This is a genomic window from Rhodococcus pseudokoreensis (assembly GCF_017068395.1).
Lineage (GTDB): Bacteria > Actinomycetota > Actinomycetes > Mycobacteriales > Mycobacteriaceae > Rhodococcus_F > Rhodococcus_F pseudokoreensis.
This window is the reverse complement of record NZ_CP070619.1, coordinates 4,407,631-4,420,547: the sequence shown is the minus strand read 5'-3', so window position 1 is coordinate 4,420,547 and position 12,917 is coordinate 4,407,631. Positions and strand designations below refer to the sequence as shown.

Below are 12,917 nucleotides of genomic sequence, written 5' to 3'. Positions count from 1 at the left end.
ACTATTGGTACAGAACTGACTACGGATGTCGCGTAGCGACATTCATCGGCTGATGGTCACCTTCAAGGCATCGTGTGAGTCCGCGTGCGCGAAGACGTCGTACGCATCGATCATCTGGTCGAGACCGAAGGAATGAGTGCTGAAGGCACCGGCGTCGAGTTTGCCGTGGGCCAGAAGGTCCAGCAGGGTCGGGATGGTGGTGCAGTTGACGAGTCCGGTGGTGATCGTGATGTTGTTGATCCACAGGTCTTCGAGATGTAGGTCGACGGACTTGCCGTGCACTCCGACATTGGCGATGCGACCTCCGGGACGCACCAGCGTCGTGCACAGTTCGAAGGTCGCGGGAATTCCGACCGCTTCGACCACCACATGTGCGCCCAGACCATCGGTGAGTTCGAGAACACGGGCGCGGACGTCCTCGGTGCCGCTGTTGATCGTCTCGTCCGCACCGAAACTCAGTGACCGCTTCAGTCTCGCCTCGGAGAGATCGACTGCTACGACGGTTGCGGCGCCATAGAGACCAGCGGTACGGATCGAGGCGAGCCCGACCGGTCCGACACCGACGACAACGACGGTGTCGCCGGGTTGTACGTGGCCGTTCTGCACACCGATCTCGAATCCGGTGGGCAGAATGTCCGCCAGGAAGATGGCCTGCTCGTTGGTGACGGCATCGGGCAGCACATGGACGCTGGTCTCGGCGTAGGGCACCCGAACGTACTCGGCCTGAGTTCCGTCGATGAGGTGCCCGAAGATCCACCCGATACCACCGACCGAGGCGCAGTGCGAGGGCATGGCGGTCTTGCAGGGACCGCACTTACCGCAGGAAGTGATGGCCGGCACCAGCACTCGGTCGCCGACCACGAGCGACGTCACCGCCGACCCGACCTCGGTGATGACCCCGACCGCCTCGTGCCCGAGAACGCGGCCGGGGGTGACGGCGGGCACATCCCCCTTGAGAATGTGCAGGTCGGTGCCGCAGATCGTGGTGGTATCGACGCGGACCACCACGTCAGTGGGGTCGATCAGGCGTGCGTCGGGAACATCGGTCCACGACATCGCGCCAGTACCTTGGAACACAAGTGCTTTCACAGTGATCTCATTCTCTGAGGGGTGGCGGAGCAGCCGCCGCTTCCCGGGTTGCCTCTCGGTCGACCGGCGCCGCCCACCACTGTTCGGTCGGCGGCGTCGGCCCCAGACATGCCCTAGTGCTCCGTGAGGTCGAATCCGATGTACTCGGCGGCATCCTCGGGGCTTGCGAACAGCAGGGTCTTCTCGTCGAGGTGGACCATGCGCCCGTAGTGGGTGGAGCTGATCTCCTCGAAGATCGAGCCGTCGAAATCCTGACCCAGGGCGTCGGTCAGTTCGTCGTAGTCGAAGTCGAGCAGCTTCTGGCCGTCGACGCGGATCATCGACGGGTACTCGGTCAGCTCCACACCGTCCTTCGCGCCCATCACCTCCGCGACGACCCGGCCGATCGGGGTGTTCATCAACGTGACACCGCACATGTTGGAGAACTCGGTGGACGATCCGAATTGCATGGTCACTGGTCCAACTCCTTGGGGATGTCGAGCCCGATCTCCTCGAGCAGGGAACGGAACTTCGCCGTGGCGGCGTCGAGGCTGTCGGCGAAGGTGACGGCCTTGTCGGCGGGCTGCGACCAGATCGGCTGCAGCGCGCGGGCCGCGTCGAGGCACCGTGGCACCCACGTGGCCAGCCACGTGCCGAACAGTTCCTTGTTCGACTCGCCGTGCTCGGGGTCGCGGGTGAGCAACCGGAACAGGTTGCGGGTGTACGCGAGGTCGCGGTCGTAGTCGTGCTCACCGGTGCCGACGATCGTGGGGGTGATGTAGTCGCCGTTGCCTGCGGCGATCTGCATGACCAGTTCGGTGCGGAACAGCGAACCGACCAGCTGTTCGAAGACGATGTTGGAGCCGAACAGCAGCTCACACCAGTCCGGCACGGCGGTGAGCCGCTCGACGACCTCCCGGGTGGGCTGCCACTCGGGCGCGGACTGCCACACCGCCTTGTGCGCGTCTCCGTCGAAATCCTCGGTGGCCTCGGACAGGTCCAGGTTGAACAGCGCCAGGTCCTGGGCGAAGCGCATCTTGTGTGCGGCGTTCACCGCGACGGCCGTGTTGATCATGTTGGTCGGCCCGGAACGCTGAATGGACGTGAACACGTGCAACGCCAAACCGTTCTCGGCATGCATCCACGCGCCGAGGTTGCGGGAGATGAACGTCAACCAGGGGGTGTTCCAGGCGTCGTAGACGCGGGCGCGCTTGGCGTTGGAGAGGCACAGTTCGACCTGGTGGACGACCTTGGAGTTGTTGCGGAAGATCGTCTGGTCCCACTCCTCGTTCGGGTCGAGGAAGGCATGCCAGTTCGACGACTTCGCGACGGTCCAGTCCTGCGGATATCCGCCCGGTCCGTTACCGAATCCGTAGATCCAGCCCTGGGAGAGGTGGCGGTCCGGGTCGGGTTGGACGTCGACGGTCACGTCCTCGTACATCGTCGACCGCTTCTTGGCCGGCGTGTAGTAGTTGAAAGTGCGGCTGCGGGAGCTGGGGAACTCCAGCGCACCGGCTTCGGAGTCGGTGAACTCGATCTTCGGAAAGCTCCGCTGCTTGGGCTCGGAGGTTGCGGTCATCTCGTTTCTCAGTTCTGTCGGTGAAAGAGGGCTGTGATTTCCTGTGGTGGGCTACTCGAAGGCGGGGCTGGTGAACTTGTCGTAGAAGATCTGATCGCTCGGGGTGCCGGTGGCCTCGAGCAGGGCGAGCGCCGCGTCGACCATCGGCGGTGGTCCGCAGAGGTAGACCTCGGTCCTGCCGATGTCCGGTTCGCGGCGGCTCACGACGTCGGTGACGTTGCCTTCTTCGACGACGATCGATCCCGCCGGCTGCGGGACCATCGATTCCGACAGGCAGGCCACGAACGTGAAATCCGTGAGCCCTTCTCCGAGTCGGAGAATCTCGTCGACGTAGAACAGGTCGGCGGGCGTCCGGGCACCGTAGTAGAAGTGCACCGAGCGGGTGTTGCCCGTCTCGCTCATGTGCCGCAGGAGGGAGAGGACGGGGGCCATTCCGGCTCCGCCGCCGATCAACACGATCGGCAGGACGTGACCTTCCTTGAGAGTGAACGACCCGTAGGGGCCGGTCAAGCTGATCTCGTCGCCGACCGAGATGGCATCGTCGAGCAGCCCGGCGAACTTTCCGCCCGGATACTTCTTGATGAGGAATTCGATGTGGCCGGGTGTCGACTGTGTCGTCGCCATCGAGAAGGACCGATGTTCCTCGGTCCCAGGGATCTTCAGGTCCGCGTACTGGCCGGGCCTGAACTCGTAGGCGGCGGGTTCGACGGGCTGCAATCGCAGCGAGACGATGTCCTTGGTCATCGACTCGATCCCGGTCACCTGGGTGCGTACATCCTGGATGGGGACACCGCCGAGGAGTTCGTCCTCGTCGAAGTTGAGCAGTTCGATCGTGCAGTCGCTGTATGCGGTTGAGCGGCAGAGCAATACCATCCCTTCGTCGACCTCGGATTCGTTGCACGCAAATGTCGAGTAGTTCTCCATCTGGATATCGCCGTCCAGGACGAACGACTTGCAGGCCGAGCACCGCCCCTCGCGGCAGCCGTGCATCAGGTGGATGCCTTGCCGGAATGCGGCGTCGAGGATGTACTCGTCTTCGCCGACTTCCATCTCGATGTCGACGGGCTCGAAGTTGATACGGTGCTTGTCGGCCACGGGGGATTCTCCTGGGCTTGTGAAGTGAATGGTGAAGCGGTGGGTGGCGCCGGAAGTGGCCGCGGCGCCACCCACCGAGCCTGGATCAGGCAGGTACGGTGCCGCCGGCGCGATAGGCGGCGATGTGAGCGTTGCGTTCGGCGTCGGACATCTGGTTCAAGAGCACGTTCGGGCTCTGGAAGGTGTTGCCCCGCACGTCGTCGAGGGTCCACATCTTCTTCGGGTCGTCCAGATCGAGGTGCGGCTGACCGACGAGGGTCTTGCCGTCGTCGCGGACGTAACCGAGATCGGAGACGATGTCGGCGAGGTCCTTACCGTGGTGCAGGGTCTCCCATTCACGGAAGCCGGTGAGCCGTCCCATATTCGGGGTGGCCTTACCCTGGTATTCCTCGCGGAATGCGACGGCGTCGGTCCAGTAGCAGGTTTCCGAGCAGTAGGTCCGCCACTGGTTGTCCACCTTCTCGACGACCATGTCTTCGCGGATGAGGGCGGGCACCATGCAGGTCCAGCACCGGTGCGGGTACTGGTACCCGACCTCTTCGAACGCGATCGGCTTGTTGCGACCGGGGTAGGCGAGCCGGTTGTACTCCTCCCACCACTTGCCGTACTTCGAGTACCAGCCCGGGTACTTGTGCTCGAACCACTCGAAGTCCTTGTCGGTCATGGCATCGATACGCCAGTAGTTGACCGGCCAACCGGTGGCGAAGAACCGGGCCACCTCGTGGACGTAACCCTTGTCGGTGATGCGCTTCCACGCCTCTTCGACCAGGTCGTGCGGAATCGTCAGGCCGTACTTCTCGAGCGGGATGAGGTAACTGCGGTAGTAGTCGTCGTAGATCCAGCGACGCCACATCTCGGCGTAGCTCTCCCGGTCCTTGCGGCGGTCCTTGGTGCCGTATTCGATGAAGGTGCCGATTGCGGCGTCGACGACGCAGTGGTTGTTCCACCATGCGTACCGCAGATCGCGTTCGAGCAGTGGACGATTCCGCTCGTCGGCGAGGGCCATCAGCAGGATCGAGTAGCCGTTGGAGATGTGCCGCGACTCGTCGGACTGCACCGAGTGGAAGACGGTCGGCAACAGGTAGTCGCCGTTGGCGGCGGCCTCGTCGGGCATGGCCACGAACAGGGTGTTCGTGAACGCGGTCTCGGCGACCACGGTCAGATAGATGTTCGCGGAGGTGATCGCGTCACCGGTGATGAATCCTTCGCCGAACTGCCGGCCGATGGTGCCCGCGTAGTTGTTCGCGAACGCCTTCTCCGTCATGTCGAACCCGGCCGGGTCGATGTAGTTGTTCATGTACAGCTTCTTGAGGTTCATCTGAATCGTCGAGTGACGAACCTCGTCGATCATCTGCACCGCGAGCCCGTTGTGAATTTCCGGGTTGGGCACGGCATCGATGGCCATCGGCATCGCCCGGGCAGCCGAGATCTCGGGGAACGGAATGATCGACAGGAACAGCTTCTGCCATTCGAGCCACCGCTGCTGCACCTGACGGAACATGTTGCCGCGGATGGCACCGTCCATGGCGCCGTACACACGGTTGTCCTTCTCCTCCTCCATCGGGAAGTAGGACCGCATGATCTGCTTGAGAGGATCCTTCTTCGGAGCCTTCTCGAAGGTGTAGTCGGTGCCGAACCGAGTGGCCGGGGTTGCGAATGTCGGATCCCAGGACAGTTCGGTGATCTTCGCGTGGGCCTTTGTCAGGCTTTGCCTACTCAATGTGCGCCTCCTGGATCAAGAGCCGGCCGGGTGCCGGCTGTGGGGGACGTTGTGCGATTCATTGAACCGTGTGACCCAGCTCTCGACCGTCTCAGTGTGAGACGACTGTCACATCCAGGCGTGCGCTCCGCGCCCGTGAGTACTTATTAACCGCCCGTGGTTAACAAGTACTCACGGGTGGGCGGGGCCGGTACAGCTCCCTGCGGCAGCAGCACGACGGTGCCGCGATCGGCGTCAGCGCCGGATCCGAGGGGTTGCAAAACACGAGTTTGCACCAGCTGGTGAGACCGTCCCGAAAGATCCGGTGAGCGTGACTCTTGACGACCGCGGGATGTCAAATTGAGACACCATCGCGCTCGATCCTGAGGGATGCTCTCGCCGAACCGCATTCACCCGACCAGGTCCGGGTGACAGACAGGAGAAATCGATGACCAACCCGAACGGACTCACCACCGTCGCCGGTGCACCGGTACCCGACAACCAGAACAGTCTCACCGCCGGCGCGCGCGGTCCGATGCTCTTGCAGGACGTCTGGTTCCTCGAGAAACTCGCGCACTTCGACCGCGAAGTCATCCCCGAACGCCGAATGCACGCCAAAGGGTCCGCCGCCTTCGGCACCTTCCGCGTCACCCACGACATCACCGCGCACACCAGCGCCGACGTCTTCTCCGAAGTCGGCAAACAGACCGAAATCTTCCTGCGATTCTCCACCGTCGCGGGCGAGCGCGGCGCCGCCGACGCCGAACGCGACATCCGCGGCTTCGCCGTCCGCTTCTACACCGCACAGGGCAACTGGGACGTCGTCGGCAACAACACCCCCGTCTTCTTCTTCCGCGACCCCCTCAAGTTCCCCGATCTCAACCACGCGGTCAAGCGCGACCCGAAGTCCAACCTTCGTTCCGCGCAGAACAACTGGGACTTCTGGACCAATCTCCCCGAGGCCCTGCACCAGATCACCATCGTGATGTCCGACCGCGGCATCCCCGACGGTTACCGGCACATGCACGGATTCGGCTCACACACCTACTCGTTCGTCAACGACGCCGGGGAACGCTCGTGGGTGAAATTCCACTTCCGCACCCAGCAGGGCATCAAGAACCTCACCGACGAAGAAGCCGCCGTCGTCGTCGCCGGCGACCGCGAGTCGGCGCAGCGGGACCTCTTCAACGCGATCGAGGAGGGCAACTACCCGAAGTGGACCCTCTCCGTCCAGATCATGCCCGAAGCCGACGCCCAGACGTACCGCTACCATCCCTTCGACCTCACCAAGGTGTGGTCGAAGAAGGACTACCCCCTCATCGAGGTCGGTGAACTCGAACTGAACCGCAACCCGGAGAACTACCACGCCGACGTCGAACAGGCGGCGTTCTCCCCGGCGAACATCGTTCCCGGCATCGGATTCTCCCCGGACCGCATGCTCCAAGGCCGACTGTTCTCGTACGGCGACGCCGCCCGCTACCGACTCGGCGTCAACCACCACCAGATCCCGGTCAACTGCCCGAGAGGCGCAGCGCACGTCAATTCCTTCCACCGTGACGGCGCGATGCGAGTGGACGGCAACCAGGGCAGCATCCCGAGCATCGAACCCAATTCCCACGGCCGGTTCGCCGATCAGCCCAGCTACGCCGAACCGCCACTCGGAGTGGGAGCCGTCGCCGACCGGTTCGACTATCGGGCAGACGACGACAACTACTTCGAACAGCCCGGCAACCTCTTCCGCAGCATGAACGCCGAGCAGCAGACCGTGCTGTTCGAGAACACCGCCCGCGCCATAACCGGAGCGTCGGTCGCCGTCATCGAACGCCACATCGCCAACTGCACCCAGGCCGATCCCGCCTACGGCGAAGGTGTGCGCAAGGCCTGTGAGGCGCTCGGCGCCTTGTAGATCGAGCACCTGCCAACAGACCGGCGGCGCGCCTGCCACGACTCTGGACTGGGAACAGGGTCCGCGCGTCGCCTGCGGGCGTGCCGTTCACCACGCGGCGGAGGTGGTGGGCGGCACGCCATGCGCTCCGCACCCGTGAGTACTTGTTAACCGCCCGACGTTAACAAGTACTCACGGGGGGCGGAGCCCCCAGCGGTGGTGGTTTCGTCGACGTAGAGGATCGAGCCGTCGCGCGAACCGTCCTCGGTGTGCAGATCGATCAGGCTCACCGCGCCGCTCGGCAGCTCGCGGATTGCCGTGGTAATGCTGATTCTGATCGGAACGGCCCTCGGACTCGGCGCGGGCCTGGTGTGCACCGGGGTGTTCGCGTGGTGGCTGTCCTACCCGGTGCACTTCTACGCGGGCAGCTACGAACCGCTCGGCGCCGACGGGACCACCGGCCGGCGCCGTGCGCTCCGCGCCCGTGAGTACTTATTAACCGCCCGTGGTTAACAAGTACTCACGGGTGCGAAGCACATCGAGGGCGATGTCGGTGATCATGTCTTCCTGTCCGCCGACGAGGCCGCGGTTGCCGACTTCCTGGAGGATGGTGCGGACGTCGATGCCGTAGTTCTTCGAGGCGGTTTCGGCGTGCCGGAGGAAGCTGGAGTAGACGCCGGCGTAGCCGAGGGTGAGGGTTTCCCGGTCGACGCGGACGGGCCGGTCCTGCAGGGGCCGGACGAGGTCGTCGGCGGCGTCCTGCAGGGCGAACAGGTCGGAGCCGTGTTCCCAGTCGTGGAGGTTGGCGACGGCGATGAACGCCTCGATCGGGCAGTTGCCGGCGCCGGCGCCGTGCCCGGCGAGGGAGGCGTCGACGCGGGTGACGCCTTCTTCGACGGCGACGACACTGTTCGCGACGGACAGCGACAGGTTTTCGTGGGCGTGGATCCCGATCTGGGTGCCGGGGTCGAGGATGTCGCGGTAGGCGCGGACCCGGTCGCGGACACCGTTCATGGTGAGCCGGCCGCCGGAGTCGGTGACGTACACGCAGTGCGCCCCATACGATTCCATCAGCTTCGCCTGCTTGGCGAGGTTGTCGGCGGGGGTCATGTGGCTCATCATCAGGAACCCGGAGACGTCCATGCCGAGTTCGCGGGCCTTGGTGATGTGCTGGGCGGCGACGTCGGCCTCGGTGCAGTGGGTGGCGATCCGGATGGAGCGGACCCCGAGCTTGTGGGCCTGTTCGAGTTCGGCGATGGTGCCGATACCGGGCAGCAGCAGGGTAGTCAGGGTGGCGTGGGTGAGGTTGTCGGCGGCGGCCTCGATCCACTCCCAGTCAGTGTTGGAGCCGGGCCCGTAGTTGAGGGAGCCGCCGGCGAGACCGTCGCCGTGCGCGACCTCGATGGCGTCGACCCCGGCGGCGTCGAGGGCGGCGACGATCCGGCCGACGTCGGTGGGGGTGATGCGGTGCCGGACGGCGTGCATGCCGTCACGCAGGGTGACGTCCTGGATGTACAGCTTGGTCATGGTGCGACCTCCGCGGGGATCGTGTTCTGGATGCGTCGGGCGATGGATTCCGCGGTGCGCAGGGCGGCGGAGGTCATGATGTCGAGGTTGCCGGCGTAGGCGGGCAGGTAGTGGGCGGCGCCCTCGACCTCGAGGAACACCGACACCTTGGTGGTGACCGGGCCGGCGCCGCCGGGGAGCAGGGTGTGGACGGGTTCGCCGTCGGGGATCGGGGTGAACTGGACGTCCTGCTTGAGCCGGTACCCGGGCACGTACTCGGCGACGCGGGCGGCCATCTCGGTGATCGAGGCGCGAATGGCGTCGTGGTCGGCGTCGCCGATGAGGGCGAGGACGGTGTCGCGCATCAGCAGGGGTGGTTCGGCGGGGTTGAGGACGATGATCGCCTTGCCGCGGGCCGCGCCGCCGACCTGTTCGATGGCGTGCGACGTGGTTTCGGTGAATTCGTCGATGTTCGCGCGGGTGCCGGGGCCGGCGGACTTCGACGCGATGGACGCGACGATCTCGGCGTAGCCGACAGGGGTGACGGCGGAGATGGCGGCGACCATGGGGATGGTGGCCTGCCCGCCGCAGGTGACCATGTTGACGTTGTCGACGTCCCCGTCGAGGTGCTGCTCGAGGTTGACCGGCGGCACCACGTACGGGCCGATCGCGGCCGGGGTCAGGTCCACCAGCTTCTTGCCGTAGGGGGCGAGGGCGGCGGCGTTGGACCGGTGGGCCCCTGCGGAGGTGGCGTCGAAGACGATGTCGATGTCGGCGAAGTTGTCGAGACCGATCAGGCCCTGGACGCCGTCGGCGGTGGTCGGAACGTTCAGGCGGGCGGCGCGGGCGAGCCCGTCGGAGTTGGGGTCGATGCCGACCATCGCGCCCATCTCCAGGATGTCGGAGTTGCGCAGAACCTTGATCATCAGGTCGGTGCCGATGTTGCCGGAGCCGATGATCGCGACCTTGATCGTGGGGGTGTCGCTCATGAGTGGGTGTCCTTCGAGAAGGTGGCGGTGACGGTGCCGAGGGTGGACAGTTCGGCGCGGACGGTGGTGCCGGGTGGGGTGGGGACCATGGGGCCGAGGGCGCCGGAGAGGATGACCTGCCCGGCGCGGAGCGGTTGCCCGTACTCGCGGGCGGTGCGGGCGAGCCAGGCCAGGGCTGCGAGGGGGTCGCCCAGGCAGGCGGCGCCGGTGCCCTCGGAGACCAGTTCGTCGCCGGAGTACAGCTGCATCACGACGTCGCGGGGTTCGAATTCGTCGAGGGTGAGCCAGTTGTCGCCGAGGACGTATAACCCGGAGGAGCCGTTGTCGGCGACGGTGTCGGTGATGGTGATGTCCCAGTCCGCGATCCGGGAGTCGACGATCTCCAGCGCGGCGGCGGCGCGGGCGACGGCGGCGCGGATCTGGGCGTCGTCGAGGTCGCCGTCGATGAGGTCGGCGCCGAGCACGAACGCGATCTCGGCCTCGGCCTTCGGCTGCAGCAACCGGGCGCTGGGCACCTCGGGCAGGGCGGTGACGTCCATGTCGGCGAACAGCACCCCGAAGTCCGGTTGGTCCACCCCCAACTGCTGCTGCACGGCGGGGGAGGTCAACCCGATCTTGCGGCCGGTGACCGTTCCCCCGGCAGCGAGACGCTGGTCGGTCAGCAGTTGCTGGACGGCATATGCCGCGCCGATGTCGGTGGTCCCGAGCAGGTCCCGCACGGGCGCACACGGTCGTGTGGAGGCGGCCGTGAGCCGCTCCGCGGCGGTCTGGATCGACGAATTCGGTTGGGAATCAACTACGGGGGCGGCCATCAGTTACCTCGCAATGTGGCATCTCGGCACCGGGTTCGGGCCGGTCGGTCATGGGTTCGGAGTCTTTCGTTCTTGTGACGTGGTGTCCGTCGTTGCTTGTACTGTGCCGGGCCGAATGGGGATACTCAACGAATGAGTCCCGTAGAACGGAACACTTCTTCGGCGGGTGACGAGCCGACGTCCGTGGTCCGGCGGATATCGGATCTGCTCGCGGCGTTCGGACCCACCGACACGGCGCTGGGTGTCAACGAGCTGACCCGGCGCACCGGGATCCCGAAGGCGACGGTGTCGCGGTTGGTGAAGGAGATGGAAGGCGTCGGGTTTCTCGAGCGCAGCGGCGTCAAGGTAGGGCTCGGACTGCGGCTGTTCGAACTCGGGGAACGGGCGTCGCGGCGACGTTCGGTCCGTGAGGTGGCGCTGCCGTTCCTCGCCGACCTGCGCGAAGCGACACGGCAGACGGTGCACCTGGCGATTCTCGACGGGGCCGAGGTGGTGTACGTCGAGATCCTGCCGGGGCGGGATGCGCCGTGGCTGCCGTCCGGCGTGGGCGGGCGTCTCCCCGCACACGCGACGGGGGTGGGCAAGGCCCTACTCGCGGGATCACCGCCCGCGGCGTTCGAGGCCGTGGTCGCGGCCGGGCTGTCGCGGGTGGGTCCGCGCACCATCACCACGCCCGGAGCGCTGGTGCGGCAGTTGCGGCGGATCGCGTCGACCGGCATCGCCTACGAGCACGAGGAGTCGGCGCCCGGCGTCGCGTGTGTCGCCAGTGCCGTCCGCGGCGGCGACGGTCCACCGGTGGCCGCCGTCTCGGCGTCCGGGTGGATCGGCAAGGTCGACATCCGGCGCGTCGGGCCCGCCGTGCACACCACCGCACTGAGCATCACGCGAGCGCTCACCGAAATCGGAACGCACTGAGGTCCGCGCCGGAATCAGCCGGCCAGCCGCTCGAGGATCGCACCCATGGCCGCGTCGGCGTTTTCGCCGTCGAAGATGTTCTGCCCGTGGTCGGAGCCGGGCAGGAGGATCACGTCGTTGTTCTGGCCCGGTGAGTTGTCGGCTAATTGCTGCGACACGTCGGCGACGGGTTCGTCCTCGCTGGCGATGAACAGCTTGGGCTCGTCGCCGAGGCCGTCGACGACCTTGTTGGGGGAGAGCAACACCAACTGGTGGGGGAGTCCGGGCTGCTGCGACACCAATTGAAGGATCGCGTCGGCGCCCGCGCTTCCGCCCATCAGCGCGACGTCGGCATGACCGTCGTCGTGGAGTTTCGCGACGGCGGCCGCGATCGACTCCGGCGAGATGTTCTCCACGGCGATGACAGTGGCGCCCTGATCGGCGATCGCCGTGGCCTGATCCTCCCAACTGGCGGCGTCGAAGACGGCACCGTGGGCCAGCACCACCCCGTACTGGCCGTCGCCCCACTGCAGCGCGTCGTCTCCGCCGACCTCGATCCTGGTGCCGGTGGCGTCACCACCCGTCGACGGCGGGTCGTCATTGACGGAGCAACCCGCGACGACCATCACGAGCAGCGCCGACATCAGGACGAGTACGGCCCTCATTCCTCAACCTTATCGAAGTGCGCCGCAGGTCACTTTCGCCAGAACAGGTGGTGGGTGACGCCGCTCGGGCTGGGCACGACGTCGCAGTGGAATCGGTCGAGCAGCTCGTCGGGAGATTCCCACAGTCGTGCCCCGGATCCGAGTTCGATCGGCGAAACCACCACGTGCAGGGTGTCGACGAGGTCGGCGTCGAGGAACTCCCGGATGGTGGTGGCCCCGCCGCCGAGCCGGACGTCCTTACCCTGCGCCGCCTCCCGCGCCTTCTCGAGGACCGTGGCCGGATCGGTGTCGACGAAGTGGAACGTGGTGTCGGAGAGCGTGAACGACGGGCGAACGTGGTGGGTCAGCACGAATACCGGGGTGTGGAACGGGGGTTCGTCGCCCCACCAGCCGCGCCACTCGTAATCCGCCCAGGGCCCGCGATGCGGGCTGAACTTGTTACGGCCCATGATCTCGGCGCCGATATTGCGGTCGTAGTCCCGAGTGAGGTAGTCGTCGAGGCCGCGGCTCCCGCCGGGATCGGTGCGCATGGGCCAACTGGCCGTGGCACCCGCCCACGCGAACAGGACACCGGGGTCGGCATGACCGAACGGCCTCTCGAGGCTCTGGCCGTCACCGGCACCGAACCCGTCTCTCGACACGTTGAAGTTCTGGACTCTCAGCAGCTGACTCACTCGGTTCCTCCTGCGCTCTCGACGATGGTAACGAGGAAGGGACTCCGGGGC

13 protein-coding genes are annotated in these 12,917 nt (G+C 65.9%); 3 read left to right on the top strand and 10 right to left on the bottom strand.

Annotation, left to right across the window (positions count from 1 at the left end; translation table 11 throughout):
- Positions 1–42: 42 nt before the first annotated feature.
- From JWS13_RS25470 to JWS13_RS25450, 5 genes are all read right to left on the bottom strand, one after another.
- The gene (locus JWS13_RS25470; RefSeq protein ID WP_206008137.1) at positions 43–1,089 is read right to left on the bottom strand and encodes a zinc-binding dehydrogenase; all 1,047 of its coding nucleotides are present in this window, start codon (positions 1,087–1,089) and stop codon (positions 43–45) included.
- Positions 1,090–1,202: 113 nt separating this feature from the next.
- The gene (gene mimD / locus JWS13_RS25465; RefSeq protein WP_206008136.1) at positions 1,203–1,544 is read right to left on the bottom strand and encodes a propane 2-monooxygenase effector subunit MimD; all 342 of its coding nucleotides are present in this window, start codon (positions 1,542–1,544) and stop codon (positions 1,203–1,205) included.
- Positions 1,541–2,647, bottom strand: a complete 1,107-nt coding sequence (locus JWS13_RS25460) for an aromatic/alkene monooxygenase hydroxylase subunit beta (RefSeq protein ID WP_072942598.1) — start codon at positions 2,645–2,647, stop codon at positions 1,541–1,543. Before JWS13_RS25460 ends, mimD begins: the two co-directional genes overlap by 4 nt.
- A 51-nt stretch (positions 2,648–2,698) precedes the next feature.
- On the bottom strand, positions 2,699–3,742 hold the full coding sequence (locus tag JWS13_RS25455; protein ID WP_206008135.1) for an FAD-binding oxidoreductase: 1,044 nt from the start codon (positions 3,740–3,742) through the stop codon (positions 2,699–2,701).
- Positions 3,743–3,827: 85 nt separating this feature from the next.
- Entirely contained in the window at positions 3,828–5,462 is a 1,635-nt protein-coding gene (locus tag JWS13_RS25450; RefSeq protein ID WP_206008134.1) for a ferritin family protein, read from the bottom strand.
- Between the two features lie 427 nt (positions 5,463–5,889).
- Between JWS13_RS25450 and JWS13_RS25445 the strand changes: the two genes are divergently transcribed.
- Both JWS13_RS25445 and JWS13_RS25440 read left to right on the top strand, forming a co-directional pair.
- A complete protein-coding gene (locus JWS13_RS25445) occupies positions 5,890–7,347 on the top strand; it encodes a catalase (protein ID WP_206008133.1) in 1,458 nt (485 codons plus the stop codon).
- A 303-nt stretch (positions 7,348–7,650) separates the two neighbouring features.
- Positions 7,651–7,839, top strand: coding sequence for a hypothetical protein (locus JWS13_RS25440; RefSeq protein WP_241032631.1), 189 nt, complete (start codon positions 7,651–7,653; stop codon positions 7,837–7,839).
- Here the strand turns inward: JWS13_RS25440 and dmpG are convergent.
- The 3 genes from dmpG to JWS13_RS25425 are packed head-to-tail and all read right to left on the bottom strand — an operon-like array spanning position 7,822 to position 10,633.
- Positions 7,822–8,853: a 4-hydroxy-2-oxovalerate aldolase gene (gene dmpG, locus JWS13_RS25435; protein WP_206008131.1), complete on the bottom strand. Its 1,032-nt coding sequence runs from the start codon at positions 8,851–8,853 to the stop codon at positions 7,822–7,824. The two genes, JWS13_RS25440 and dmpG, sit on opposite strands and share 18 nt — an antisense overlap.
- Positions 8,850–9,821 (bottom strand): acetaldehyde dehydrogenase (acetylating), encoded by a 972-nt coding sequence (locus JWS13_RS25430; protein WP_206008130.1) that lies wholly within the window; start codon positions 9,819–9,821, stop codon positions 8,850–8,852. The genes dmpG and JWS13_RS25430 overlap by 4 nt, the downstream gene beginning before the upstream one ends.
- Positions 9,818–10,633, bottom strand: a complete 816-nt coding sequence (locus JWS13_RS25425) for a 2-keto-4-pentenoate hydratase (RefSeq protein WP_206008129.1) — start codon at positions 10,631–10,633, stop codon at positions 9,818–9,820. Before JWS13_RS25425 ends, JWS13_RS25430 begins: the two co-directional genes overlap by 4 nt.
- 132 nt (positions 10,634–10,765) lie before the next feature.
- Between JWS13_RS25425 and JWS13_RS25420 the strand changes: the two genes are divergently transcribed.
- Positions 10,766–11,548, top strand: coding sequence for an IclR family transcriptional regulator (locus JWS13_RS25420; RefSeq protein ID WP_206008128.1), 783 nt, complete (start codon positions 10,766–10,768; stop codon positions 11,546–11,548).
- A gap of 14 nt (positions 11,549–11,562) precedes the next feature.
- Here the strand turns inward: JWS13_RS25420 and JWS13_RS25415 are convergent, their stop codons facing one another.
- Both JWS13_RS25415 and JWS13_RS25410 read right to left on the bottom strand, forming a co-directional pair.
- A complete protein-coding gene (locus JWS13_RS25415; protein ID WP_206008127.1) occupies positions 11,563–12,192 on the bottom strand; it encodes an alpha/beta fold hydrolase in 630 nt (209 codons plus the stop codon).
- A 29-nt stretch (positions 12,193–12,221) separates the two neighbouring features.
- Positions 12,222–12,866, bottom strand: coding sequence for a dihydrofolate reductase family protein (locus tag JWS13_RS25410; protein WP_206008126.1), 645 nt, complete (start codon positions 12,864–12,866; stop codon positions 12,222–12,224).
- Between the last annotated feature and the right edge of the window lie 51 nt (positions 12,867–12,917).